Origin of the sequence: Bacillus sp. RZ2MS9, from assembly GCF_001816185.2 — a bacterium.
GTDB classification, from domain to species: Bacteria; Bacillota; Bacilli; order Bacillales; family Bacillaceae_G; genus Bacillus_A; species Bacillus_A cereus.
Genome location: NZ_CP049978.1, coordinates 5,287,412 through 5,313,741, shown reverse-complemented (window position 1 = coordinate 5,313,741; position 26,330 = coordinate 5,287,412). Strand labels below are relative to the sequence as shown.

The following is a 26,330-nucleotide window of genomic DNA, read 5'->3' as shown; positions in this document are numbered from 1 at the left end:
AAGAGGCTTTTTGAACCAAGGAGTTCCTTATGTTATAATCAAATTTCTGTTTCGAAGACCTTATAGAAATATAAGGTCTTTTGTTTTGCTTTTTTATGTAAGAGGAAGAGATTCTTTCTTTTTAATAAGGGATTTGGCATATTTTTAGGGACAACATAAGTATGTGGGAAGTCGATAAAATGTTATGCATATATAATTATTGTGTTTTGGTTTTAAACAATAAAACATAATAAAGTTGTTTTTTTAGATTGCTGAGGAAGGAGGAAGTGTAAATGAGGATGAAGAGTCGAAAAACTGATTGGCCTGTATTTATTATTAGTGGTGGTTCACTTTTATTATTTGTAATTGCAGTTTTTTTGAACAAGGATTATGTAGAGAGTGCGATTAATAAAAGTTTCGCTTTTTCAATTAAATATTTCGGTGCCTTCTGGCAAATTTTATTATTAGGTACATTTATTGTTGCGATGTGTATGGCGTTCTCCAAATATGGGAGAGTTAAGCTTGGAGGATTAGAAAAACCTGAGATTAGTACGGCAAAATGGCTTGCTATTATTATGTCTACATTACTTGCCGGAGGTGGCGTTTTTTGGGCAGCAGCAGAGCCAATGTATCATTTGATGACGGTGCCACCAATACATGATGGTATATCTGCTGGAACGAAAGAAGCAGTCATGCCTGCTTTAGCACAAAGTTATATGCATTGGGGATTTTTAGCATGGACGATTTTAGGTACAATTAGTGCGGTAGTTATGATGTATGGACATTATCATAAAGATATGCCGCTAAAACCTCGAACGCTTTTATATCCTATTTTTGGGGAAAAATTAAGAAAGAGCCTGCTTGGAACGATAATTGATGCAGCTGCAATTATTGCAGTAGCTGCAGGTACAATTGGCCCAATTGGATTTTTAGGTTTACAAGCAAGTTATGGATTACAAGAATTATTTGGAATTTCTGATGTGTTTACTACTCAATTAGCAATTATTGTTTGTGTGGTGGCCGTGTCTACCATATCGGCAGTAACAGGTATTGATAAAGGGATTCAAATTATAAGTAATTTAAATGTTAGATTAGCAATTGTATTAATGGCATTCATATTACTATTTGGGCCAGGTGGATTTATTATTGATTCGTTTGTTTCTTCGTTTGGATTTTATGTAAATGAATTTATACCGATGAGCACATACCGTGGTGATGCAAGTTGGTTAGGATCTTGGACAATCTTTTTCTGGGGATGGTTTATTGGATACGGACCAATGATGGCAATTTTAGTGAGTCGAATTTCAAGAGGGAGAACGATTCGAGAAATCATCGTTGCAATTGGAATTATCGCACCTATTATTACAACGTTTTGGTTTACTATATTAGGTGGATCAGGCGTGTTTTATGAGTTGATGAATCCTGGGTCTATCTCGGACGCATTAAGTGAATCTGGTATGCCGGCAGCTATGATTGCAATTACAGGACAATTGCCACTTTCTAATATTATTGGACCAGCATTTCTTTTATTAACAATTTTATTTGTAGTGACAACAGGGGATTCAATGGCGTATTCCATTTCAATGGCAGTGACTGGAGACGGAGATCCTAGAATTAGTTTGCGAATTTTTTGGTCGCTTATTATGGGCGCAGTTGCAGCAATTCTTTTATATATGGGTGAAGGAAGTATTAATGCGCTACAATCGTTTATCGTGGTGACGGCAGTTCCGGTATCAATCTTGTTATTCCCAATGCTATGGTTAGCGCCTAAAGTTGCGGGAGAATTAGCATTAAAACAAGGTATTGTAAAAGAAGAAGATAAAACTGCATTCTTATTTCAGAAGGCTAGTAAATCAAAATAAATAAAAACGTAAAAGAGGAAGCATCTTAAATGAGATGCTTCCTCTTTTACGTTTAATCTAATACTTTTCCCTTTGTTTCTGGTACACATAGTAGCATTGTAATTAACCCGATTGGGTAGATGATAAAAATCAAGGACAATGCTCCAAGTAGGTTGCCACCTGTAGCGAGTAAGCCAATAATAACAGGCCCAAATCCAGCTAACCCACGTCCTGTACCGAAAATAAAGTTTTCAGCGGTAGAGCGAGCTTCAGCAGGATAGTTTTCAGCTAAAATTGCTCCAAATCCTCCCATCATTCCATTTGCAAAGAATCCAAGTAATGCACTTCCCCATAATAATAATGTTGAATCTGTGAATAAGAAGAAGTAAATGAGACAGTATACTGTACCGCCAATATAATAGATTGCAAAAGTTTTACGGCGACCAATTTTATCAGCTAGAATACCAAAGATTGCAATTCCAATTAGCATACCGATGGTAGAAATGAACATCCAGCCACTTGCTTTTGCTAATGTATAGTTATATTTATTTGCTAAAATAGTGGGCATCCATGTGAAGATTCCGTAATATCCGAAGTTTTGGATAAACGACATAATAATAAGACCAATTGTTGTAATTGTTACTTTTTTATTGGCAAATAACTTTCGAAGTGGGAATTTTTTTATATGTTTTAGTTGTTCGGCTTCAGTAGTTGTTAATTTACCTGTAGCTTCTTTTTGCAACAGTTCCTTTTTGTAGCGTTGTTTTTGCTCCCATATTTTCGGTTCACTTAAACTTTTACGGACATAGACAGCTAGTAAAGCTGGAATTAATCCAAATAAGAAAACGGCTCTCCATCCAAAGTGTGGGACAATAAATGCTGGAAGGAGTGAAGCAATCAGTACACCAAATTGCCATCCAAGTGCAACAACAGATGTCGCTTTAGCTCGCATTTCTTTAGACCATGTTTCTGTTACGATGGCCATTCCGATTCCGAATTCACCACCAACTCCCATTCCAACTAAAAAGCGCAGAATTAATAATTGCCAGTAGTCTGTTGCGAAATAAATGAGTGCGGTTGCTAGTGAAAACAGTAAGATTGTGAAGGCCATTGTACGAATACGGCCAAATAAATCAGCAATAAATCCAAATAAATAAGAACCAATTAACATTCCTATTGTGGTAGCTAAAGTTAAGTTTCCACCTTCAACAGGACTTAAGTGAAACTCTTTTAAAATATAGACAAGTACGAAAGATAATAGCAACATATCTAAACCTTCTGCTGCATATCCTAGCGCAGAACCAAATAATGTTTTATATCTTTTCGCTTTTGTCTCCTCTGTTGTTTGTTGTACATCAGTAGTGACGTTCATTATTACTCCTCCTTATTTTCTACAGTCGCTATGGAAGAATAACAAAAGGCCTTCTCACCTGATATGATGAGAAGGCCAAAAAAGCATACGTATCCCCAAAAAAGAACATACGTATATTGTATTCCGACTTCCTTCTCAACCTCACGGGGTTGGGTTAAAGGACTGTATTATATTACTTTATTTTTAGCACTCTTCTATTGTATTGTCAAATAAAGAGGAAGTTATTATGTGTAAAATATTTCAAAAAACATTTCGTTCTTCTTGACGCCGACTTCATTATTTTCCCATAATAAAACTAACTAAATAAAAAGGAATGAATCAAAGATGCTAAATTTAGTACTCATGATGATCGAACGAGTCGGACTTATAGTTATTTTAGGATTTTTACTCTCTCATATTAAAACTTTCAGACGCCTCCTTCATAAACAGGATGGCTATGTAGATAAGCTGAAGCTTATTTGTATTTTTTCGGTATTTACAATTGTAAGCAATTACACTGGGATTGAAATAGCAGGAAATACGATTATGAATGAAAACTGGTTACAAGGTGTTTCTTCGTCAAGTACAATTGCGAATACGCGTATTATGGGTGTCGGTATTAGCGGCTTACTTGGTGGCCCTATCGTAGGGGTTGGAGTAGGATTTATTGCTGGTATTCATCGTTATATGCTTGGTGGTACGACAGCGCTAAGCTGCGCAATCTCTTCTATTTTAGCTGGGATTATAACTGGTTATATTGGACATATTTTCAAAAAATATAATCGTACAATTACTCCTAAGTTTTCAGCAGTTTTAAGTGTTTTTATCGTATCTTTAGAAATGCTAATGATTTTATTAATTATAGAGGATGGAATTAGCGTTGTGAAAACAATAGCGATACCGATGATTCTTGTAAATAGTTTTGGAAGTTTTATTTTACTTTCTATGATACAAGCTATTTTGCGTCAGGAGGAGAATGCAAAGGCACTTCAGACCCATAAAGTATTACGTATTGCAGATAAAACGTTACCGTATTTCCGCCAAGGCTTAACAGAAGAATCATGTAAGCATGTGGCACAAATTATTCACCGTTTTACAGGAACAGATGCGGTATCCTTAACAGATACAGAGAAAATATTAGCTCATGTTGGATTAGCATCAGATCACCATATTCCTTCACATAGTTTAATAACCGGTTTGTCGAAAGAAGTGTTAAACACAGGGAAAATAATGAAAGCGAAATCACGTGAGGTTATTAATTGTCAACATGAAGGCTGCCCTTTGCAAGCGGCGATTGTAATTCCACTAACTTCGCATGGAAATACGATAGGAACATTAAAACTCTATTTCAAAAATCCTAACCAGTTAAGTCGTGTGGAAGAGGAATTAGCAGAAGGGTTAGCAAAAATATTCTCCACGCAGTTAGAGTTAGGAGAAGCTGAGTTGCAAAGTAAATTACTTCAAGATGCGGAGATAAAAGCATTACAAGCGCAAATTAACCCACACTTTTTATTTAATGCGATTAATACAGTATCAGCTTTATGTCGAACAGATGTAGAAAAAGCAAGGAAGTTATTATTACAGCTTAGCGTATATTTCCGTTGTAATTTGCAAGGGGCACGTCAGTTATTGATTCCACTAGAACAAGAATTAAACCATGTACAGGCATACTTATCACTAGAACAAGCAAGGTTCCCAAATAAGTATGAGGTAAAGATGTATATTGAAGATGAGCTAAAGACAACTTTAGTACCACCATTTGTTCTTCAACTATTGGTTGAAAATGCATTGCGACATGCTTTTCCGAAGAAGCAACCAGTATGCGAAGTGGAAGTGCATGTTTTTGAAAAAGAGGGTATGGTTCACTTTGAAGTAAAAGATAATGGACAGGGAATTGAGGAAGAACGTTTAGAACAATTAGGAAAGATGGTAGTTTCGTCAAAGAAAGGGACTGGAACAGCTTTATATAATATTAATGAACGTCTTATTGGGTTATTTGGGAAAGAAACGATGCTTCATATTGAAAGTGAATTAAATAAAGGGACGGAGATTACCTTTATTATTCCAAAAAAAGTAGGGGAGGAAGAGCCGGGTGTTAAAAGTATTAGTAGTTGACGATGAAATGTTAGCACGTGATGAACTAAAGTATTTATTAGAGAGAACGAAAGAAGTTGAGATAATTGGTGAGGCTGATTGTGTGGAAGACGCATTAGAAGAACTAATGCAAAGTAGACCAGATATTGTGTTTTTAGATATTCAATTATCCGATGATAACGGATTTGAAATCGCGAATATATTAAAGAAGATGAAAAATCCACCTGCAATTGTATTTGCTACTGCCTATGATCAATATGCGCTGCAAGCATTTGAAGTAGATGCGTTAGACTACATTTTAAAACCATTTGATGAAGAGCGTATTGTGCAGACATTAAAGAAGTATAAAAAACAAAAACAAGCGCAAATAGAAACGAAGCACGAAATAAAGGGGACAGATGTAACAGCAGAGATGCATAAATTAGCATTACCAATTGAAGAATCAATCGTACTTGTGAATATTGAAGATATTATATATGTAGGGCTTGTAGATGGGAAAGTAACAGTAAAAACAACGAGGGAAACGTATGTAACACATGATACACTTGTAATTTTAGAGAAGAAGTTACCACAAGCAAGCTTCATGCGCGTACACCGTAGCTTTATTGCGAATATTAATCATATTACTGAAATTCAGCCATGGTTTAATTCTACTTATAATTTAATCATGAAAGAAGGATCGAAAGTACCTGTTAGCCGTACATATGCAAAAGAACTCAAGAAGCTGCTTCGTATTTAAGAAGCAGCTTTTGTATTTCATCCTTTTATATTTGTAACTGATTCTGTATATTTGACGTTCTGTTATGTAAACGCTTACTTATGCGTTTGTATCCTATACAATAAAGGTACCAAATCGAAAGAGGTGGCCAAAATGAGTACGAAAAAAGTATATAGTTTCTTATCACAAGCATTCATATTCTCAGCTATTATGTTAATTTCTAATATTATTGCAACACATTTACCAATTCCAATGCCTTCATCGGTAATCGGGTTAGTTATTTTATTTAGTCTATTATGTTTAAAAGTTATTAAATTGGAGCAAGTTGAATCACTCGGAACAGCTTTAACAGGTATTATTGGATTCTTATTCGTCCCATCAGGTATTTCAGTTATTAATTCTCTTGGTGTAATGGGGCAATACTTTGTACAAATTTTAACTGTAATTGTTGTAGCAACAGTTATTTTACTTGCTGTAACAGGGTTATTTGCACAATTTATTTTAGGAAAAGATGAAAAAGAAACAGAAGATACAAAAGAATTGAAAGTAGTAAATAAAGGACGCAAGCACGGAAAGGTTGCGTAACCATTGCATTTATATATTGTTAGGAGGTAATGAACATGGCAAGCACAATGACTCCATATTTCGGAATCGTCGTTTCATTAATCGCATACGGAATCGGAACATTATTATTCAAGCATTCAAAAGGGTTCTTCCTATTTACACCATTATTCGTAGCGATGGTATTAGGGATTGTCTTTCTAAAGGTAGGTAACTTTACTTTTGAAGAATATAATACTGGCGGAAAAATGATTAGTTTCTTCTTAGAGCCAGCAACAATTGCATTTGCTATCCCACTCTATAAACAAGTTGATAAGTTGAAAAAATATTGGTGGCAAATTTTATCAGCTATCGTGGTTGGATCTATTTGCTCAGTAATTGTCGTGTTCATTGTTGCAAAAGCAATCGGTTTAGATACAGCAGTAATGAATTCAATGCTACCACAAGCAGCAACAACAGCAATTGCGTTACCAATTTCAGAAAGTATTGGTGGTATTCCAGCAATTACATCGTTTGCAGTTATTTTCAACGCAGTTATCGTATACGCATTAGGAGCATTATTCTTAAAAACATTTAGAGTGAAACATCCGATTGCAAAAGGTTTAGCACTTGGAACAGCGGGTCATGCATTAGGAGTTGCGGTAGGAATTGAAATGGGTGAGGTAGAGGCAGCGATGGCAAGTATTGCTGTAACAGTAGTTGGGGTTGTAACAGTAGTTGTCATCCCAATGTTCATACCATTCATTGGATAGTAAAACTTACTTAAAAAACAAGAAAAGCAAGCTATTTGTAGGACAGATTTCTACTGATAGCTTGCTTTTTATGTTACAGTAGTGGTAAGACCTATTTAAAAAAATATAAGTTTCCTTAAATCTTCATTAATACTATGTAGAATACGTTTTGAATTAGGTCATTGTATTGTAAAATAAGAAGTAAGCTACTATATACCTGTTAAGGTAGGCATATAATGAGTTTATAAAAATCTTAATATGAATGAATAATTAAAAGTAGAAAAGAGAGAGAAATCTACTTATTAACGTTTTAGTTTATAGGACAGGAGAGAGTATTCGTCGATTATGCAAATAAAAAACCTGTTTCAAAGTAAAGGATTTCAGAGGTTACTCGTATTAGTAATACTTGCTCTCGTGTTATACGGGCTGCAAAGTATGTTGAATTTAATATTAATTACGTTTATTCTCACGTATTTAATGGATCGATTCCAAAAGTTTATTTCCCGCAAATTAGATCATTTCATGCCTATTAATCGAAAAATTATTATAGCATTTCTATATGTAATGTTAATTGGTGGAATTGCTATTACGCTATTTAAATATTTACCAGTATTGACGATACAAATTTCACAACTGATTTACCAATTCAATGTATTTTTAAGAAACCCACCAGATAGTGAACTAATTAAGTATGCAGTTAATGCTGTCAATCATATGGAGCTTTCTAAATATGTAGGACAAGGCGTAGACATTTTGTATAAATCGATTACGAATGTTGGTAAATTTGGCCTTCAGGTTTTACTTTCTTTAATTTTGAGTTTGTTTTTCTTATTAGAAAAATCTCGTATTGTTGGTTTTACTGCAAAGTTTAAAGAAAGCAGGCTTGCAATTTTCTATACTGAAATCGAGTACTTCGGAAAGAAATTTGCACGTTCATTTGGAAAGGTAATCGAAGCACAATTTTTAATTGCTATTGTTAACTGTGTTCTTTCAGTTATCGCATTATGGATATTAGGATTCCCGCAATTATTAGGTTTAGCATTAATGATTTTCTTGCTTGGATTAATTCCAGTAGCGGGGGTTATCATTTCGTTATTCCCACTTTGTATGATTGCTTACAATATTGGCGGTATTATGTACGTTGTTTATATTTTAGTTATCGTAACAGTGATTCATGCACTTGAAAGTTACGTATTAAATCCGAAGTTTATGTCGCAAAAAACAAATTTACCGATTTTCTATACTTTTATGGTATTAATTTTCTCAGAGCACTTCTTAGGTGTATGGGGACTGATTATCGGTATTCCAATCTTCATTTTCTTACTAGATGTTTTAGACGTGACAAGTGATGAAATGGAGAAGGATGTTGGAAAAAATAAAGTGAAGTAAGAAAAAGCATCGATGTTCGATGCTTTTTCTTTTATAACATTAGGTTTCTTATGCCATACTGTAAGGAGAATATAGAATAGGGGTGAAGTAATGGCTGTAAATGAAAAGGTAGAGTTAGCTACATTTGCTGGAGGGTGTTTCTGGTGTATGGTTTCTCCATTTGAAGAGATGGAGGGCATTATACAGGTTATTTCAGGTTATACAGGCGGTCATAAAGAGGACCCAACGTATAAAGAAGTGTGCTCAGAAACAACAGGACATTATGAAGCGGTACAAATTACATTTGATGCAAATAAAATGTCGTATGAGGAATTGTTAAATATATATTGGAGACAAATTGATCCGACCGATATTGGAGGACAATTCCACGACCGCGGACAGTCTTATGAAACAGTGATTTTTTATCATAATGAAGAACAACATAAAAAAGCAGAAGCCTCAAAAGAAGAACTTGAGCAGAGTGGGCGCTTTTCAAAACCAATTGCGACAAAAATACTACCAGCAGCTACATTTTATCCAGCTGAAGAATATCACCAAGGATATCATAAGAAAAACACATTCCGCTATGAGTTATATCGTAAAGGCTCAGGACGAGATGCTTTTATTAAGCAACATTGGCCAAAGGATAATGCTCATTTAAAAGAAAAACTCAATGAGATGCAGTTTTATGTAACGCAGGAAAATGGTACAGAACCACCATTTCGAAATGAGTATTGGAACCATAAAGAGGAAGGTCTTTATGTAGACATCGTTTCAGGTGAGCCGCTATTTACTTCTCTAGACAAATTTGATAGTGGATGTGGATGGCCTAGTTTTACAAAACCAGTTATGTCAGCAAGTGTGAAAGAAAAGATGGATGTGAGTCATAATATGACACGTACAGAAGTGAGAAGTAAAGAAGGAGACTCACATCTTGGGCACGTATTTCCAGACGGTCCAGGACCAAATGGCCTTCGTTACTGTATTAATTCCGCAGCTCTTCGATTTATTCCAAAAGAGGAATTAGAGAAAGAAGGCTATGGTGATTTCCTAATCTTGTTTGGAAATAAAAAATAACCTCGCAGTTAGCGAGGTTATTTTTTGTTATTTTGTTTTTTTCTTTTTAAATTTGCTTAATACTTCATAAACGATTGGAACAATAAGAAGTGTTAATAACGTTGAACTTGTTAATCCACCAATTACCGTTACACCAAGTCCTTTAGAAATTAAGCCACTACCTTCAAATCCTAGTGCAAGCGGGATAAGAGCACCGATTGTTGCAATTGCAGTCATTAAAATTGGACGAAGGCGTGTTGCACCAGCTTCTAATAAAGCTTCACGTGTTGATAGTCCTTCATTTTCTTTATGAATAACGCGGTCGATAAGCACGATTGCGTTTGTTACAACGATACCGATTAACATAAGCGCACCAATCATTGCAGACACACTTAATGTTTCACCGGAGATTAATAAGGCAACAAGAGCTCCGATAATTGTAAATGGTAGCGAGAATAAAATTGCGAATGGTGCAAGGGCACCACCAAATGTAACGACAAGAACGAAGTATACAATGGCAATCGCAGCTAACATCGCTAAGCCAAGTTGCTTAAATGATTCTTCAATATCTTTTGTAACGCCGCCCATAGAAACATCTACGCCAGAAGGAAGATCCATTTTATCTACTTCTTTTTGAACAGCGGCAGATGCTTTTGAAACGTCATCAGATGTTAGTTTTGCACTTACTTCTGCATAAACACGGCCATCGCGGTGTTTCACTGTATTCGAAGTTTCACCTTCTTTTACAGTCATAACATCTTTCACAGCCACTTCATTACCAAGTGGCGTTGTAATTTTACGATTTGTTAAGTCATCGATTGTTTCATAATTTTGTTTTTCAGCTTCTACATATACATTGATATCTTTACCGTCTTTTTTAATTGTTGTCAGAACAGGGCGATCATGTTGATTAGAAAGTCCCATTCCAATTTGAGCAGCCGTTAAGCCCATTTTACTCAGCTTTTCTTGATCTGCGACTAAAGTGTACTCTGCATACGTTTTTGCAATACTAGAATCTATATCTTTTAAGTCTTTATTTTTCTTCATGATATTTTGAATATCTTTTACAACAGGCTTAATGTCTTCTGAGCTATCTCCGTAAACGTATAGTTTAATTTCGTTACTACCGCCACTTGCTCCGAAGTCTTGGTTTTTCCATTCGCCTTTGCCAGACATCTTCTGTAAATCTTTAACGACTTGTTCTTTCTCTTTTTCAAAGTTTTTCGTGTCGTTATCATATTGCACGAAGAACATTGCTTGGTTTGATTGACCAGGACTCATTGGGTTTTCGCCACCTAATGAGAATTGAATTGTTTTGACGTCTTTATTATTTTGGAAGTGCTTCTCAGCTTTTGTTGCAATTTTTTCAACGTCTTCTAACGTTTGACCTGGTTCAGGGTTGTATGTTGCGATAATCATTTTTTCTTCTTCAGAAGGTAAGAAACTTACACCGATAACTGGTACAAGTGCAAGACTACCAACTAATAGAAGGACAGCGATACTTGATGTAATAATTTTGTGATTTAAAGCCCATGCAAGTATGCGTTTATACCCATTTGCTAATTTACTTGGTTTTTCTTCATGATGTACTTCTTTTTCCCTCATGCTCTCTTTCTTAAATAAGGAATGAGCTAGCATCGGTACGATTGTAACTGCTACTAGTAATGATGCTAATAAGGCGAAGACGATAGTTAAGGCAAATGGTAAGAACATTTCACCAATCATACCTTTTACTAGTCCAAGTGGTAAAAATACAGCAATTGTTACGATGGTAGAAGACATAATTGGGATAAACATTTCTTTCGTAGCTTCACGAATTAAATCTTTTCCGCGCAATTTCTCTTCTGATAACGACATACGTCGGTAAATATTTTCAATAACAACAATTGAGTCATCGACAACGCGGCCTATAGCAACGGTCATTGCTCCAAGTGTCATAATGTTAAGCGTAATATCCATTTGCTTTATGACTAAAACAGCAATTAATAAAGAAAGTGGTATTGAAACGACAGAGATTAACGTTGTTCGAATATTTCGTAGGAACAGCATGATAATAACGATCGCAAAGATAGCACCGAAAATTGCTTTGCTTAGCATTGTTTCAACTGATTTTTCAATAGGTGCACCTTGGTCGAATGTTGAAATGATCTCTAAATCTTTATATTTTTTCTCAAGATCTTTTACTTTATCTTTTACTGCATTTACAACATCAACTGTATTTGCATCAGAGGCCTTCACAATTTGAATTCCAATTGCTTCTTTTCCATTTGTTCGAGAAATAGATTCTGCTTTCCCAACTTCTTTAATGTCAGCAATTTCTTCTAATGTAACTGTTGGAATCCCGTTCATAGCAGCTGGATTCATTTGCGGCGTTTGTGCACCAGCGCCAGCATTTTGACTACCTTGACCGTTAGGTGAGGAAGGTATAGCTGGGATTTTAAGTTCTTTTAATGCTTTAATCGTTGTAATATTGCCATCTACAACAACTGATTTTTCCGTGTCTTTAAATGTGTATAAGCCAAGTGGTAAAGATACATCCGATCCCTTAATAACATTTTTTACAGTATCTTCACTTAGTCCTAGTTCTTTCATTTTATCTTTCTTGAAGACAAGCTGTACTTCATCTACTTGTTGGCCAGCAATTTGGACAGATGCAACACCATCAAGTCCTTTTAATCCTGGTACAACATTCTTTTCTACATTTTCAGTTAAGGTAGCTAAAGATTCATTCTTGCTTGCTACGCTTAACGAAATAACAGGAAAGGCATTGAAGTTTACTCGTGAAACTTTAGGATCTTTAACACCTTCTGGGAGCTTTACATTTGTGAGAGCTTCTTTAATTTCTGTTTCTGCTTTTTCCATATTTTTATCAAAATCGTATTCTACTTGAATAGAAGATGCGTTTTGAAAAGATGATGAGCTCACAACGTTAACACCACTTAAATTTTGTAGTTGTTCTTCCATCGGCTTTGAAACTTTATCAGCTACTTCTTCTGGTGTAGCACCAGGATAGACCGTAGTTACTGTCACAATCGGTGTTGTAATATCAGGAATTGTTTCCAGCTTCATATTGAGTCCAGAGTAGATCCCGGCAATAGTAACAATAATGGTTAGTAGCCAAACTGCGAACTTATTTTTTAACGAGAAATTGATGATTTTGTTCATGTTTGCGCTCCCTTTTTATTATATTGACCAACTGGTCAGTCTAATACATAATATAACTGACCGTTTGGTCAATCGTCAATAAAAAGAGATGGTATAATACATTTATAATAAGATGCGAGATTAAATTTAGGAGAGAAGATATGAAAGAAAAAGAGCGTTTGATTATAGAATCGGCTATGAAGTTATTTGCTACTAAGGGTGTAAATGCGACATCAGTGCAGGAAATTGTGACAGCTAGTGGTATATCTAAGGGAGCTTTTTACTTATATTTTAAATCGAAAGATGAGCTTTTATTAGCGACACTTCGATATTATTATGACAAAATCCAAAAGAAAATGCTGGATATTGAACAAGAGTCTTTATTACCACGTGAAAAATTTGCAAAACAATTACATTGTCAGTTTAATGATATACAAAAGCATAAAGAATTTATTATTATGCATGCGAGAGAAAATGCAATTCCGTTTAATAAAGAAGTAGAAGAATTTATGATGCGGATGAAGTTAGAGTCTCATGCATTTTATCGGAATAGTTTATTGTCCATTTATGGTGAAAAGGTTATGCCATATTTATTGGATTTAGTAATTATAGTAGAAGGCATATGCCGTGGTTATTTAGAATTAATTATTTTACAAGCACCAGAAATTGATTTATCGTATGTCGCTGCTTTTATTTTAAAAAGAGTAGATCATTTAGTAGATGGTTTGGTAGAATCTTCGGAAGAACCTATTTTACATGAAGAAAAGCTTGGAGAATTCCTTTGTAAATCAGAGCTTATTAAGGAACAAGTTAAAGAGCATTTTTTAAAAGAAATTATTGTATTTAAGCGTAGTTTAGCTGATCAATTAGAGGATGATGAGTTGTTAGTAACGTTAGATGTTTTAGAGGCGGAAATACGATTGCTTAATCCAAGAATTCCAGTAATTAGAGGTATGTTAGCAAATTTAGAGGCGTATCCGGAATTAAAAGAATTTCGATTACGACTTATAGGATACTACAATATAAAAAATTCTTAATAAAAATAAGTAAAAAACTCCTTGTCTACACAAGGAGTTTTTTCTTAAAGACTATTTACTATTTTGAGACCATTCTTCAACATCCCAAACTTTTGTAATCCAATCTTCATAGAAGTCCGGTTCGTGACATACAAGGAGGATTGTTCCTTTATATGCTTTCATAGCCTTCTTAAGTTCCGCTTTTGCTGTAACATCAAGATGGTTTGTCGGCTCATCAAATAGTAGCCAGTTACTTTCCTCACCCATTAGCTTACATAAACGAACTTTTGCTTGTTCTCCACCACTTAATTGACTTAATGGGCGAGAAATATGTTCATTTTTTAATCCGCATTTTGCTAACATCGCACGAATTTGATGCTGGTCTAAACCAGGGAATGTATTCCATACATCATCAATTGGTGTTATATTGTCAGCTTTAACTTCTTGCTCAAAGTATGCAGGCTCTAAGAAGTCACCAAGGCTTGTTTTACCGCTTAAAGGCTTAATTTTACCTAAGATTGTTTTTAGTAACGTTGATTTACCAACACCGTTACATCCAACAATAGCAATTTTTTCACCACGTTCGATCGTCATTGATAGCTTTGGTAGTAGCGGATGTGTATATCCGATTTCTACATTTTCACCTTCAAAGACGAAGCGACTACTTGCGCGACTTTCTTTAAATGAGAATTCAGGTTTAATTGCTGTTTCTGGGCGATCAATAAGTTCCATGCGATCAAGTTGCTTTTGACGACTCTTTGCACGACCTGTCGTTGAATAACGAGCCTTGTTTTTTGCAATGAAGTCTTCTTGCTTTTTGATAAACTCGCGCTGCTTTTCATAAGCGTTTATATGTTGATTTTTATTGATTTCTGCTAGTTCTAGGAATTTTTCATATGTCGCTGTATAGCGTGTCATTTTTGTGAATTCTAGATGGAAAATAACATCAACACATTTGTTCATAAATTCTGTATCATGAGAAATTAATAAGAATGCATGTGGGTATTCTTTCAAATAATTTGTTAACCAATGAATATGTTCAACGTCTAAATAGTTAGTAGGTTCATCAAGCAATAACACTTCTGGCTGTTCAAGTAATAGCTTTGCAAGCAATACCTTTGTACGTTGTCCACCACTTAGTGCTGAAACATCACGATCTAAACCAATAGCATCAATTCCAAGACCACGTGCAGCCTCTTCAATTTTCATATCTAGTAAATAAAAACCACCTGCTTCAAGTGCATCTTGTATTTCTGCCATTTGTTCAAGAAGTTCTTCTAGTTCTTCTGGTGTAGCAGTTCCCATTTTTTCTGTAACTTCATTTAAAGCTTTTTCCTTTTCGAATAACGGTAAAAATGCATCCGCTAGTACGTCACGGATTGTACGTCCAGGCGTTAAAACAGTATGCTGATCTAAGTAGCCGTAATGTGTGCCCGGTGTCCATTCTACACGACCTTGGTCATGAATAAGCTGACCAGTAATGATATTCATGAATGTTGATTTACCAACACCGTTTGCACCAACTAATCCAACGTGCTCACCTGCTAATAATCGCATAGATACATCTTTAAATAATGTACGATCACCAAATGTATGTCCTAATTTTTCAACTGTTAATAAGCTCATAGTATCCTCCGTCCAACTTGAAATAGTACCTTGAATCATGATACTAAATTCTTTCATATAATGCCATCATTTCAAAATGTATATATTTTCAAAACAAGCTAATGTACAAATGTTTATTGCTCATTTCCCAGACTTTTATGGTCCAAATGCAAAAAGCACACTTGTCCATCATACATTAAAGGCAATACTTACAAATAAAATGTCTAGCTTTGTTGGAGATAAAAAGATTGCCCGTGAATATATTTTCACACCAGATGGTGCAAAAGCAATGGTTAAATTAGCTTCACATGATGAGGCTTATGGACAAAATTGGAACATAACAGATTATGGTGTCATTACAGGTGAGGAAATGATTCAACACATACGGGAATTAGCGGGATATACCAAACGAATAATAACTGTAAAAAGAGGAATGATCCAGTTCATTGGTCTTTTTGATAAGCAGATGAAAGAATTTGTGGAAATGCTATATTTGACGGAAAAACCAGTTGTATTAAGTGGAGAGAAATACGAGAAATGTATTGGAGAGTTACCAAAAAATTCTTATTATGATGGGTTAAAAGAAACAATTATGTATATGAAAAACAGATGTAAATAAAGAAGTTAAGTTCCTTTTCATGATTTTGAAAAGGAACTTAACTTTATACTACCTTTTCACCTGATTTTTGTTTTATAAACCCTAAAACGAATCCACGTATTTGAGGATCAATTACAATTCCGATTATACCGTATAGTATACCAGTAAGAGTTAAAGCAATTAGTGGTGGTAAGTTAATTAATGCAATTCGGTATAAACCGTAACTAATAATAAAGGCTAAGGAATTAAATATAATTCCTTTAACTAATAATTGCATGCCTTTACGAATAAAGAGGGTAAATCCGATTAATAGTGTAATTTCGGTAAGGATAGCTGCGACAGCTGCCCCCATCATTCCATATTTACTACCTAATACAATATAACCTATGATGGCAACAACTAATCCAATAGTCATTGTTGTTGCACGTTTCCATTGCTGGCCAATCGTTGTTAAATTATCGGCTAGTGGATAGTTAATTGATTGTAAAATAACCATAAACGCTAGAATAGCAAGAGCGTCACCGGCGGGAGCGTATTCTTCTCCTAATAAACTAACAATCCAGAAACTTGGATCAGCAATAAAGGGGATAGAAATTCCCATTCCTAAAAAAGACATAAGTTTTAATTCAAAACTTGATAATTTTCTATGTTCTTCAATATTTTTCTCATTACCAAAAGCAAACAGCCTTGGATAAAAGGCAGCTGCAATTACCCCAGGTATTTGATATAGTACAGCAGGTATTTTAGATGCAGCACCAAAGAATCCAACTTGATTATACGTTGAAACCTTTTCTAATATAATAGGGCCCAATTGTGGTAAGAGCATAATGATGATTCCATTGATTGTGAAAATAAGTAGTTGATCTAAAATGCCTTTATCCCAACCCTTATGGACTTTCGTGTAACGTATTGTCATTATAAAGGCGATAACACCTGTTACAAGACTAGATACCCCATACATGGCAGCAACCATCATAAGTGACCATTGGAAAGACATCCCTAGTAATAGGGCAGCAGCAGCTGTTACACCTTGTAGTACAGAAATAATAGCTGTAAATTGCATGCGTTCTGTTACTTGGAAGTAAGCCATTCCAACACCTTGTAAAGTTGCTCCAAACATTGTTGGCAGAACAACCCAATATACCATCGCACGTAAGTAAGCATCGGGATAGAAGAACTGGGCACAAATAGCGAAAAGTACAGAAATTACGATAGCTAATATTAAACGAATACGTAAATAACTACTTATTAGCACGCTAATATTAGCATCGCTTCTCGTTCCTTCACGCATAAACGTATGTGTCAAACCTGCATCTGTAAAGTAACAAATAACAGCTGAAACTGCTAACGCAGTTGTAAACATACCGTAATCACTTGGAGAAACATATCTTGCAAAGAAAATTGTTGCAATAGCCAGTACAAAACGGACAGTAATGTTTCCTACAAAGAGGTAGGATGCGTTTTTTAGAATTTTATTTGTTTTCATGGGAAAAGACCTTTCTATTCTTTAGGACCCGGTTAGCTTGTCCTATTTGTAAATTTGATTTGTTCACAGAAAGAGAGAGTATCGTTATATTTTCAGTTTAAGAAAACAGAAATTTAATTCGTACAAACCAAAGCATTGCATATAGTTTTTTACTACGTTTTCCATTCTTTGAATAGATTTTACGGCAATATTTCTTTATATCTTTTTTGATTAATTGAACTTGTGATTTATCTAATTGAGAGTTTCCCTTAATATATATACAAGCGTTATTGATGACTGTATAAGGGAATAAATAAGTCTCAAGAATCTCAATAAGTGACTGAGGGTCTTTTGTAATGAAATCTTGAGATTTATTATGTACCCAATCTTTCATACGATTGAATACTTCCAACTCTTTTGTCGTTTTTAATTCATAATCTTTATACTTAGAAGAAAGATTCCCTTCTGATAAGATTCTATAGTAAGTTAAGTATTCATCGACATAACATACATTTGTCACACTCATAAGTTTAAATAAAAACTCTAAATCCTCTCCCCAACTACATCCTGGTGTAAAACGAATGTTATGATTCATTACGATGGATCGTTTGAAAATCCAAGTACTTGTTTGAGCAACAACTTGATGTGTTAGGAATGCTTTTGCCATATCACCTTTAATAAAGTTTGTTGTATGTTCAACCTTTTCGCCTGTTTCTTCGTAGAAATTCATATAACCACAATAGCACGCATCCATGTTGTTTTTATGTATACTGTCGACTTGCTTCTCAATTTTAGTTGGATGCCATAAGTCATCACTATCAAGGAAAGCAATATATTCTCCACTAGCGTTTTCAATTCCTGTATTACGAGCTACCGAAACGCCTTGGTTTTTTTGATGAACGTATTTTACTTGCCCTGGGTATTTTTCAGCAAGATTTTTTACGATAGAAGGTGACCGATCTTTACTTCCATCATCTACAATTACAATTTCGATATTTTTATATGTTTGATCCAGTATTGACTGCATTGTCTCTTCAATATATTTCTCTGCATTGTATAGAGGAATAACAACTGAGACAAGCTGGTTTTGTTCCATCATAGAATTTTAACTCCTCAAATTTTTATGTTTTTAAATTAACTCCTTTTATAAGGAATAAAATGAAAAGAATATCTGTATAAGTTTACCGCATATAAACTTTGTAAATCAACTTAATGTATATAATAATAATTATTAAAGGTATAGAAGTTAGATATGAAAGATGGTTATAATAGAAAAATGTATTGTAATAAAAGGGAGGAAACTTTAGAATGTTACAAAAGTATATGCGAAGACCTGAATTAATAATATTAGGTATCATTCTAGTTATTGGCCTAATCTTTCGGTTAATGACTTTAAAAACATATGGTAGTGATTTGACGCTTGGTAGCGATGACTTAATGTATCAAAAAAATGCTGTCAATTTTTTAGAAACAGGTATGTTGACTTATCATGATCCGACAAAACCAACTATTCATATTATGCCTGGACAAGTATTTTTATTAGCAGGCATATTCGCCATATTTGGGCATGGAAGCCTTGGTGTTTTATGTGCAAAATTAGTTATGATAACTTTTGGTGTCCTAAGTATTTATATGACTTATAAGATTGGTACATATATCTTAAATCCAGCAGTAGGATTAATTGCCGCATTGTTATTAGCATTATACCCTCCTGAAGTAGTAGTAGAGAACTTGACGTTGACAGAAAGTCCGTATCTATTTCTATCATTAGGGCTATTATATTGGAGCTTGAAATTAGCAGATACGCATTCAATGAAAGATTTTTATATTATTTTATTATTCTACTTTGTAGCACTATATTTTAGGGTACAAATCGCTTTATATCCAATTTTATTATTTATATATCTTGTATTAAAACGTTATCCAGTACGTCTAATGGTAAAGCAAGCCCTTATTAGTGTATTGGTATTATTTGTTGTGCTTGGTCCTTGGTGGGCACGTAATTACGTTCAATTTCACAAGTTTATCCCGCTTACAGCAGGTTCAGGTAATCCGTTATTACTGGGCACATATCAGGGTGAAGGTTATCCCCCTGGAAAAAGTGTGGAAGAAATTGATGCGGAACTTCTTGCGAAATATCCGGGTATAGAAGCGCATGAATTAATGGCGAAGCAACAAGAAATAGCGATGGACCGTATTAAGGAATGGTGGCATACAGATAAAAAATCAATGTTGAAAAGTTATTTAATTTTAAAACCACAAATTTTCTGGGAAAAAGCATATTATTATCCAGGCACTCCAATTAGTATTTTTGATATATCTGGGGAAGATATGAAGAAAATTTATGATCCAATTAAAACAGGTTTCATAATTTGCTCGATCCTAGCATTTGTATTCTGTTGGAGAAGGTGGAGAGAGTATTCATTTTTATGGATAAACATTTTATTCCAAACCTTTTTCAATAGTTTATACCTTGCGTATGATCGCTATGCGCTCCCATTGATGCCAATGCTTTTTATAATGATAGGTGTAGGTATTGTCGCAACTGTTATGAGGGTTAGCAGACCATTTTTAAAATAGGTAAATGATTTCATTAAGCCTATCAAAAAAATTACATTTAAATGGTATATAAAAATGACCTACTTTCTAAAATAGAAAGTAGGTCATTTTTAATTATGCATCGTGTAAAGAATCATTTTGCTCTTTATTATTTAATTTTTGTTTTAGCAACGCATAATCTTGTGTCAATGTTACAAGTTGGTGATGCTGTTTAGAAACCTTACGAGTTAAATCAAAAATTAAAATAAAACAGAATAAAAGTCCGAACAGGAATAAAACAGATGGTGGGTATTCTACGTGTAATAGCTTCCCAATCCAATTTATAATCTTATCTGTAGAGCTTAAAATCGCCATTGCGATACAAACAAAAATCCAAAGAATGGAATATTTTGTTTCCAAAGCTCCTTTACGTATCGAGTTAATAATCAGGAAAAATAATAATAGAATAAAGATAAATGAAAAGGTAATTATAGGCATGGATTATCAACCTTTCACAATTTTTTGCATTAATATAGCTAAACTTACTTTAATCATGTAATATGCAGATTTCAATGGTGTAATAGAAGATTGTCCACCTTGTCTTTCTTGCATATTAACTGATATTTCATTAATGCGAAGATTTTTCTTTTTTAAGTGAATAAGTACTTCTGGTTCTGGATAATCTTTTGGATAATTGTGTGCGAAAATCTGAATTACTTCGCGATTAATAGCACGGTATCCAGATGTTGGATCCATAAATGTTTGTTTCGTTAGTAACTTTAATAAGGCAGTGAAGTAAAATATTCCAATTCGCCTTGAAAGACTTCCTTTATATGCAGTTTTTTCCGTAAATCGAGACCCTAGCACCATATCGCATTGATTTTCAGCAATAGGTTGGATGATTTTATATAAATCCTCTGGGTTATGTTGTCCATCGGCATCAAATTGAATAGCGATATCATAGTCATTCTCATAAGCATACTTATATCCAGTTTGTACAGCTGACCCAATTCCTAAATTATAAGGTAGATTTACAAGATGGACTGGGAATGTTGTAACAATCTCAGGTGTTTTATCCATTGAACCATCGTTAATTACACAAATATCTAATCCTACAAAATGTTCTTTTAGTTCTAAAAGTCTTGTTAATGTATCTGCAATCGCTTCTTCTTCGTTGTAAGCAGGAATAATAATCAAAGTTTTAGGTATTACAATTGGTACCTCAACAGACATATTGCACCATCCTTCATATAATCGGCATCATTACTTTTATTAAACATCATATACTATACCATTAATAGTATAACAAAATAAAGGACAAGTTAGTGGGTTGTTTTGTAAACTAGGAAGCATATTTAGGTAGTGATAGGTGTTTATAATTAAAATTGAAATAAAAAAGCAGGTAAACATAAAGGAATGTTTACCTGTGTTACATAGTGTTATATGCTCCATGGCTTACTTAAGGTTAATACTTCAGCCATTTCCTTACTTTTTAAACGCCCTTTTTTTCGGTTTTCTGCGCGTTCTGATCCAGTTTGGTGTAGCCAGTGCTCTTCTTCTGTTTCAGGTAGTACTTGTGGTACGGACGAAGGTTTTCCATCTTTTATAGCCACAAATGTAATGAAGCAAGTAGCAGCAATTCTACGCTCGCCTGCTAATAAATTTTCTGCGATTACTTTTACGAAAACTTCCATTGAAGATTTCCCTGTATAACATACAAATGCTTCATAACAAACAGAATCAGCTTGGTGAATTGGAGTTAAAAAATCAACTGAATCAATAGATGCTGTTACGCAATGTTTACGACTATGTCTTGCAGCCGCAATCGAAGCAATACTATCAATTTCTGCTAATAATTTCCCTCCAAAAAGTGTTTGGTGATTATTTAAATCGTTAGGAAAGACACGTGTTGTCTTAATTGCTTTAGATTCTCGCATGAATTTCTTTTCCATATATTCAGCCCCTATAGTCTGTTTTCAATCAGAATAATATGTGTAAGCGGATTACTCATATTAGATATTTAATGAAGTAAAGTGTATTCCAAAAGAGGATTATTTAAATTTCTGTATTTGTATTCATGTAACTGAAAGAAAATTTATTTTATCTAAAATGTAGTTTAAAAGAGGATTCGCTTACATTGCAAGTAAAAAGTAATGACTATGTATTTGTCATAGAAATTCTCTATCAGCCGTGTACCCATTCATGATAGAATCGTTTTGTTATGAATGGAAATAGAGGTGCAATGGACATATGAATCATATACAAACAAATTTTTCATCTTTCTTCAATAAAATTATGATCGGTGCAATGCTCGCATTTTTTGTTTATAGTTGTTGGGCAGCATTTGAGACAAGTAAGCAATTCTTTGGAGGAAGTACAACAAGTGTAACAATCATATTGGCAATTTTCGTCATACTCATTTTGTTAGTGGCATCAATTCTACAATATCGTTTTACAGATAAACAATTTCTTATTTTTCTTATAAGTATATCTATAGTTGTGAGGCTTAGTATGCTGTTATTTGTAGACGCTCCAATAATAGGTGATATGAAAGTGATGTATGAGTCTGCAAAGCAGATTGCAATTGGTAATAATATAGGGACTGTAACTCATTTGCCTTTTATTATATATGAGTCAGTAATTATTCGTATATTTGGTGATACATTATTCGCTTTACAACTATTTAATGTGTTATTTTGCGCAGGAACCACATTTTTTATTTATCGTATTGCGGTAATGGTTTTTGGAGAAGAATGCGGTCGTATTGCTTCTATATTTTATGCTCTGTATATTCCAAACATATTCATGAGTTCCGTATTAACTCCTGAGTCACTTGCAATATTTTTATTTTATTTTGCTTGTTACATACTTTTATATAGAGGATTAGATCATTTTTATATGTGGGTGTTTTCAGCGATTTTATTTGCATTTAGTAATATGATTTTCCCAATGGGACTATTTATTCCTATTTTTATCACGGTATATGTATTATTAATTGAAGTATTTCAATCAGCAACGAAACAGAAAGTGTTACTAAAGATGATAGGGATACTTATTCTGTTTTATAGTGCTCATTTTGGTGTGAATTATGGAATTAAGACAATGGGATTATCACAATATACGATTGCGAATGAGACATATGTTCAATCTGTCTTAATTGGAAAAACGAAACATGGGGAAAAAATATCGAAAAATCAAAGTGTAACAGAGCATATTGATCAAAAGTTAAAAGAGATTGAGGGAGAAAGATTTAAACTTTTAGAACCGATGATAAATCAGTTTTCAGATGAGGGGATAAATTCTATTCTTTTCAAATGTGAAAAACTGATATATATAGCCGTAACATTGTTTATGACTATAGCTCTATTACACTTCCTTATTAAGAAACAACAAAATGAGGGATATATGTTGTTCTTATTTTTAATTAGTGGCTACGTATTGCTAAGGCTCTTCCAAGTAGATATGGTATATTACAATGTAATTATGCCGGCATTGTTTATTTTGCAGAGCTTTGGTGTTTATATGAGTTATGTGTATTGTCAAAAAATATTTTTCAGAAAATAAAAAGAATCCATTCTGGATTCTTTTTTTGATGGAAGATGAAATTTAATAGTCAGTGCAGATGAAAAGTATGCCTGACCTGAATTTTATGCCGCTATTTTCCAGGAAGTAAGACCCCCATCTTAAAATTCAGCGAAAACAAAGAAATTAGGTGGGGCCCTGCTGCCCGTAAAAGCCTGATTAGTGAGGGCTAATAATCAGTGGGAAATGAACAACCCCCCACTGATTAAAGTTTTACTTTATCTTATCGATTTAGTTCTAGTTGCAAATTATCGGCTGTTAGAGCCATTTGTGAGGAATCATCTTGAATTCCTTTCATTACTTGTGAAATAGCTTGTAGTTCGTGTTCAATTTTCTTATTCTGTTCTTTTGAGTTAGACATATCTTTTACAATTTCTTGGAAGTATCGATCTGTTGCCGACATACTATCCGTTCCTTCCGATACGAGAGAGCTAATTTGTTTCACGGAAGACGAGACACGAGTAATTTGTTCATTTGTTTTTTCGACGAGCTTTGTAACGTTAAATATAGATTCTTTCGTTTGCTCTGATAATTTTCGAATTTCACCAGCAACAACAGAAAACCCCTTCCCAAATTCTCCAGCACGTGCAGACTCGATAGCAGCGTTTAGTGCGAGTAAATTTGTTTGCTCCGCAATCGATTTAACAATATCTATGATTTCATTAATTTTGTTAGAAATATTGAGAAGTTCATGAGTATCTGTAATAATCGTTTCCATATTCATTTGAATAGATCCCATTCGTTTATTCTGCTGGTTTAATTGTTCTTTCCCTTTATTTGCTTTTTCTTCAGATGTTGTAGCTAATGATGTACCTGTTTTAGCAATCTCTACAATAGTTTCAGATTTGGCGGTTAGTTTTTGAATAGAAGAGCTTGTTTTTTCAGATACAGCAGCTAGTTCTGTTGCGATATGCGTAATTGTCATAGCAGTTAATTCTTTTTCTTTTTCATGCTCTTTTTGCATTCTTTCATATTCAGATTCATAAGCTGCAAGAACAAGTTCTTGTTCAAGAGTGAATAATTTATTTATGACATTTATAGAATAGGAAAAATCATCGATTGTTGTTATTTTTGTTTGCAAAATCTTCATGATAGAGCGGAATAATTCTTGATAAGCAGCAGTATACCATTTTCGATGTAAACCAATTTGTACATGCCTTTTGGCAATCCTAACACGCTGTTCAATAAAATCTTCATGCATATTGCCGCTGAATAATTCTTTAATATGTGTTTTTAAAGTTTGTTTTAGTTTTGGAATAGAGCTGTAACGTTCAATAATAGTAATTAAATTAGGTTGTTTTGTAATGTTGGCATAGAATTTTTCAGTAATCCAATCAATTTCTGCATAAATAAAAGGCTGTAGTACTTTTACAACTTGTAAATCTTCTTTTGAAATATGTAGCATATCCATTTGAATTTTTAATTCAGAATTAGTAGGGACATTAAAAGTTATTTGTTGGTCCTTACTTAATTCGATTATACTGGCATTTGTTTTATTAATATTTTTTTTGAAAACCCCAAGCATCATTCTTCCCCCTGTATATAAAACGTTTTCAATTTTAAAACTAATATAGAGTAATTATATATGCTTATATATAATTACTCTATATTAGTTCGTTGAATAGTATATAAATTAAGAGAATTCTATCTAGAATTCTCTTAATGGCCTTTATTAATTTTAGCATGTGTTTTAAAGAAAACAGGGAAATGAACATTATATATTACAGTGACGACACGAATAATGAATGTTACTAATAAACAAACATAGAAAGCTAATACGTGCGCCCCCATAGCGTGTGTGATTAGGAAGCTAATTGCTCCTAAGATAGAAGCGATTGCGTAAATTTCTTTTCGGAATACGTAAGGGATATCTTGAGCACAAATGTCACGCAAAATACCGCCTCCAATACCTGTAATGACTCCCATTGAAACAACTAGAAATGAGGCGTCAACATGATGTGACATTGCCGCATTTGCACCAATAGCTGTAAAAACGCCTAAGCCAACAGCATCAGAAAGCATAATAACGACTTGAAGTTTATTGATGCGTTCAAAAAACATACAAGTAAATAATGCTGATAATACACTTACGAAAAAGTAAATGGGTTTTACAAATGCGACAGGGGGCAGGTTACCGATCATAATATCACGAATAATACCGCCGCCGAGCGCAGTAGCTACAGCTAAACAAAGGACACCAAATAAATCTAAATCTTTTTTTAAACCAACTAATGTACCAGAAATGGCAGCGGCGATAATGCCAAGAAACGTAAATATATCGATTAATAACATGGCCTTAATCCCTTCCTCTTAAAGATGTTCCAGAGAAAAAATATACACTAAAGTATTGGAAATAACAATTACTTTTCGTTACATGTAGAAAAACGGATAAAATACATAAAGAAAGCGTTTGAAAATGTTTAGGGAAAAATGAAGCAAGGTTAACCTTTAGTTGTGGGATAGCTGAGTAGATGTCATTTTGTAATTACTAAATTCTATATATTAATATAATAATTAATGAATGTTACTATAATGCTGATAATAAGTAGAAGAGTGTTAGATAGTTTTTATAGAGATAGGGAAGGATAGCTAAAGGATAATATTTTCTAGTACTACTTAAGGTAGAGTGGCTAGTTTCGGTATAAAAATAGTTCTCAATTTAAATATGAGTTATGTTATAATT

20 protein-coding genes and 2 pseudogenes are annotated in these 26,330 nt (G+C 33.9%); 11 read left to right on the top strand and 11 right to left on the bottom strand.

Annotation, left to right across the window (positions count from 1 at the left end; translation table 11 throughout):
* Window positions 1–272: 272 nt before the first annotated feature.
* A complete protein-coding gene (locus BHV55_RS27100; protein ID WP_001242440.1) occupies window positions 273–1,841 on the top strand; it encodes a BCCT family transporter in 1,569 nt (522 codons plus the stop codon).
* A gap of 52 nt (window positions 1,842–1,893) precedes the next feature.
* Here the strand turns inward: BHV55_RS27100 and BHV55_RS27095 are convergent, their stop codons facing one another.
* Complete coding sequence (locus BHV55_RS27095; RefSeq protein ID WP_048568683.1) at window positions 1,894–3,192, bottom strand: MFS transporter; 1,299 nt, start codon at window positions 3,190–3,192, stop codon at window positions 1,894–1,896.
* Between the two features lie 324 nt (window positions 3,193–3,516).
* Between BHV55_RS27095 and lytS the strand changes: the two genes are divergently transcribed.
* From lytS to msrB, 6 genes are all read left to right on the top strand, one after another.
* Entirely contained in the window at window positions 3,517–5,286 is a 1,770-nt protein-coding gene (lytS, locus tag BHV55_RS27090; RefSeq protein ID WP_048568682.1) for a two-component system sensor histidine kinase LytS, read from the top strand.
* Entirely contained in the window at window positions 5,264–6,004 is a 741-nt protein-coding gene (locus BHV55_RS27085) for a LytR/AlgR family response regulator transcription factor (protein ID WP_000921841.1), read from the top strand. The genes lytS and BHV55_RS27085 overlap by 23 nt, the downstream gene beginning before the upstream one ends.
* 132 nt (window positions 6,005–6,136) lie before the next feature.
* Entirely contained in the window at window positions 6,137–6,568 is a 432-nt protein-coding gene (lrgA, locus tag BHV55_RS27080; protein ID WP_000104901.1) for an antiholin-like murein hydrolase modulator LrgA, read from the top strand.
* A 35-nt stretch (window positions 6,569–6,603) separates the two neighbouring features.
* A complete protein-coding gene (gene lrgB, locus BHV55_RS27075; protein ID WP_000168868.1) occupies window positions 6,604–7,296 on the top strand; it encodes an antiholin-like protein LrgB in 693 nt (230 codons plus the stop codon).
* Window positions 7,297–7,620: 324 nt separating this feature from the next.
* A complete protein-coding gene (locus BHV55_RS27070; RefSeq protein ID WP_053513752.1) occupies window positions 7,621–8,664 on the top strand; it encodes an AI-2E family transporter in 1,044 nt (347 codons plus the stop codon).
* 90 nt (window positions 8,665–8,754) lie between these two features.
* Entirely contained in the window at window positions 8,755–9,720 is a 966-nt protein-coding gene (gene msrB / locus BHV55_RS27065; protein WP_000290174.1) for a peptide-methionine (R)-S-oxide reductase MsrB, read from the top strand.
* Between the two features lie 27 nt (window positions 9,721–9,747).
* Here msrB and BHV55_RS27060 read toward each other — a convergent pair whose 3' ends face one another.
* Window positions 9,748–12,864 carry an efflux RND transporter permease subunit gene (locus BHV55_RS27060; RefSeq protein WP_070758279.1) on the bottom strand — a complete coding sequence of 1,039 codons (3,117 nt, stop codon included), beginning with the start codon at window positions 12,862–12,864 and terminating at the stop codon, window positions 9,748–9,750.
* A gap of 140 nt (window positions 12,865–13,004) precedes the next feature.
* Between BHV55_RS27060 and BHV55_RS27055 the strand changes: the two genes are divergently transcribed.
* The gene (locus BHV55_RS27055) at window positions 13,005–13,880 is read left to right on the top strand and encodes a TetR/AcrR family transcriptional regulator (RefSeq protein ID WP_000659645.1); all 876 of its coding nucleotides are present in this window, start codon (window positions 13,005–13,007) and stop codon (window positions 13,878–13,880) included.
* Window positions 13,881–13,931: 51 nt separating this feature from the next.
* Here BHV55_RS27055 and BHV55_RS27050 read toward each other — a convergent pair whose 3' ends face one another.
* Window positions 13,932–15,485 carry an ABC-F family ATP-binding cassette domain-containing protein gene (locus BHV55_RS27050; RefSeq protein WP_000055410.1) on the bottom strand — a complete coding sequence of 518 codons (1,554 nt, stop codon included), beginning with the start codon at window positions 15,483–15,485 and terminating at the stop codon, window positions 13,932–13,934.
* An 88-nt stretch (window positions 15,486–15,573) separates the two neighbouring features.
* On the opposite strand from BHV55_RS27050, the pseudogene BHV55_RS27045 reads away from it, so the two are divergent.
* Window positions 15,574–16,083 (top strand): annotated as a pseudogene (locus tag BHV55_RS27045) (NAD-dependent epimerase/dehydratase family protein); the annotation flags it as partial.
* Window positions 16,084–16,126: 43 nt separating this feature from the next.
* Here BHV55_RS27045 and BHV55_RS27040 read toward each other — a convergent pair.
* Together BHV55_RS27040 and BHV55_RS27035 are read right to left on the bottom strand one after the other, a co-directional pair.
* Window positions 16,127–17,548: an oligosaccharide flippase family protein gene (locus BHV55_RS27040; protein ID WP_000856127.1), complete on the bottom strand. Its 1,422-nt coding sequence runs from the start codon at window positions 17,546–17,548 to the stop codon at window positions 16,127–16,129.
* Window positions 17,549–17,645: 97 nt separating this feature from the next.
* Complete coding sequence (locus tag BHV55_RS27035; RefSeq protein WP_000970540.1) at window positions 17,646–18,626, bottom strand: glycosyltransferase family 2 protein; 981 nt, start codon at window positions 18,624–18,626, stop codon at window positions 17,646–17,648.
* Window positions 18,627–18,835: 209 nt separating this feature from the next.
* On the opposite strand from BHV55_RS27035, the gene BHV55_RS27030 reads away from it, so the two are divergent.
* Complete coding sequence (locus BHV55_RS27030) at window positions 18,836–20,107, top strand: glycosyltransferase family 39 protein (RefSeq protein ID WP_000939653.1); 1,272 nt, start codon at window positions 18,836–18,838, stop codon at window positions 20,105–20,107.
* A gap of 93 nt (window positions 20,108–20,200) precedes the next feature.
* Here the strand turns inward: BHV55_RS27030 and BHV55_RS27025 are convergent, their stop codons facing one another.
* The 3 genes from BHV55_RS27025 to BHV55_RS27015 form a co-directional block, all read right to left on the bottom strand.
* Window positions 20,201–20,563, bottom strand: coding sequence for a DUF2304 domain-containing protein (locus BHV55_RS27025; protein WP_001121765.1), 363 nt, complete (start codon window positions 20,561–20,563; stop codon window positions 20,201–20,203).
* Between the two features lie 6 nt (window positions 20,564–20,569).
* A complete protein-coding gene (locus BHV55_RS27020; protein WP_000110207.1) occupies window positions 20,570–21,298 on the bottom strand; it encodes a glycosyltransferase family 2 protein in 729 nt (242 codons plus the stop codon).
* A 206-nt stretch (window positions 21,299–21,504) separates the two neighbouring features.
* A complete protein-coding gene (locus tag BHV55_RS27015) occupies window positions 21,505–22,017 on the bottom strand; it encodes an acyl-CoA thioesterase (protein ID WP_000412119.1) in 513 nt (170 codons plus the stop codon).
* A 298-nt stretch (window positions 22,018–22,315) separates the two neighbouring features.
* Between BHV55_RS27015 and BHV55_RS27010 the strand changes: the two genes are divergently transcribed.
* On the top strand, window positions 22,316–23,629 hold the full coding sequence (locus BHV55_RS27010) for an ArnT family glycosyltransferase (protein WP_070758276.1): 1,314 nt from the start codon (window positions 22,316–22,318) through the stop codon (window positions 23,627–23,629).
* A 241-nt stretch (window positions 23,630–23,870) separates the two neighbouring features.
* On the opposite strand, the gene BHV55_RS27970 is transcribed toward BHV55_RS27010, so the two are convergent.
* The 3 genes and pseudogenes from BHV55_RS27970 to BHV55_RS27000 all read right to left on the bottom strand — a co-directional run bounded on the left by BHV55_RS27970 (window position 23,871) and on the right by BHV55_RS27000 (window position 25,939).
* On the bottom strand, window positions 23,871–24,572 hold the full coding sequence (locus BHV55_RS27970; RefSeq protein WP_370658441.1) for a methyl-accepting chemotaxis protein: 702 nt from the start codon (window positions 24,570–24,572) through the stop codon (window positions 23,871–23,873).
* 54 nt (window positions 24,573–24,626) lie between these two features.
* A pseudogene (locus BHV55_RS27965) lies at window positions 24,627–25,172 on the bottom strand (protoglobin family protein); the annotation flags it as partial.
* 134 nt (window positions 25,173–25,306) lie between these two features.
* Window positions 25,307–25,939 (bottom strand): trimeric intracellular cation channel family protein, encoded by a 633-nt coding sequence (locus tag BHV55_RS27000; RefSeq protein ID WP_000924369.1) that lies wholly within the window; start codon window positions 25,937–25,939, stop codon window positions 25,307–25,309.
* Window positions 25,940–26,330 lie beyond the last annotated feature (391 nt).

What these genes read in the sequence shown, in the direction of transcription:
- BHV55_RS27100 (WP_001242440.1), top strand. Translation starts at nt 273, where the DNA reads ATGAGGATGAAGAGTCGAAAAACTGATTGGCCTGTATTTATTATTAGT.
- BHV55_RS27095 (WP_048568683.1), bottom strand. Translation starts at nt 3,192, where the DNA reads ATGAACGTCACTACTGATGTACAACAAACAACAGAGGAGACAAAAGCG.
- lytS (WP_048568682.1), top strand. Translation starts at nt 3,517, where the DNA reads ATGCTAAATTTAGTACTCATGATGATCGAACGAGTCGGACTTATAGTT.
- lrgA (WP_000104901.1), top strand. Translation starts at nt 6,137, where the DNA reads ATGAGTACGAAAAAAGTATATAGTTTCTTATCACAAGCATTCATATTC.
- lrgB (WP_000168868.1), top strand. Translation starts at nt 6,604, where the DNA reads ATGGCAAGCACAATGACTCCATATTTCGGAATCGTCGTTTCATTAATC.
- BHV55_RS27070 (WP_053513752.1), top strand. Translation starts at nt 7,621, where the DNA reads ATGCAAATAAAAAACCTGTTTCAAAGTAAAGGATTTCAGAGGTTACTC.
- msrB (WP_000290174.1), top strand. Translation starts at nt 8,755, where the DNA reads ATGGCTGTAAATGAAAAGGTAGAGTTAGCTACATTTGCTGGAGGGTGT.
- BHV55_RS27060 (WP_070758279.1), bottom strand. Translation starts at nt 12,864, where the DNA reads ATGAACAAAATCATCAATTTCTCGTTAAAAAATAAGTTCGCAGTTTGG.
- BHV55_RS27055 (WP_000659645.1), top strand. Translation starts at nt 13,005, where the DNA reads ATGAAAGAAAAAGAGCGTTTGATTATAGAATCGGCTATGAAGTTATTT.
- BHV55_RS27050 (WP_000055410.1), bottom strand. Translation starts at nt 15,485, where the DNA reads ATGAGCTTATTAACAGTTGAAAAATTAGGACATACATTTGGTGATCGT.
- BHV55_RS27040 (WP_000856127.1), bottom strand. Translation starts at nt 17,548, where the DNA reads ATGAAAACAAATAAAATTCTAAAAAACGCATCCTACCTCTTTGTAGGA.
- BHV55_RS27035 (WP_000970540.1), bottom strand. Translation starts at nt 18,626, where the DNA reads ATGATGGAACAAAACCAGCTTGTCTCAGTTGTTATTCCTCTATACAAT.
- BHV55_RS27030 (WP_000939653.1), top strand. Translation starts at nt 18,836, where the DNA reads ATGTTACAAAAGTATATGCGAAGACCTGAATTAATAATATTAGGTATC.
- BHV55_RS27025 (WP_001121765.1), bottom strand. Translation starts at nt 20,563, where the DNA reads ATGCCTATAATTACCTTTTCATTTATCTTTATTCTATTATTATTTTTC.
- BHV55_RS27020 (WP_000110207.1), bottom strand. Translation starts at nt 21,298, where the DNA reads ATGTCTGTTGAGGTACCAATTGTAATACCTAAAACTTTGATTATTATT.
- BHV55_RS27015 (WP_000412119.1), bottom strand. Translation starts at nt 22,017, where the DNA reads ATGGAAAAGAAATTCATGCGAGAATCTAAAGCAATTAAGACAACACGT.
- BHV55_RS27010 (WP_070758276.1), top strand. Translation starts at nt 22,316, where the DNA reads ATGAATCATATACAAACAAATTTTTCATCTTTCTTCAATAAAATTATG.
- BHV55_RS27970 (WP_370658441.1), bottom strand. Translation starts at nt 24,572, where the DNA reads ATGACAATTACGCATATCGCAACAGAACTAGCTGCTGTATCTGAAAAA.
- BHV55_RS27000 (WP_000924369.1), bottom strand. Translation starts at nt 25,939, where the DNA reads ATGTTATTAATCGATATATTTACGTTTCTTGGCATTATCGCCGCTGCC.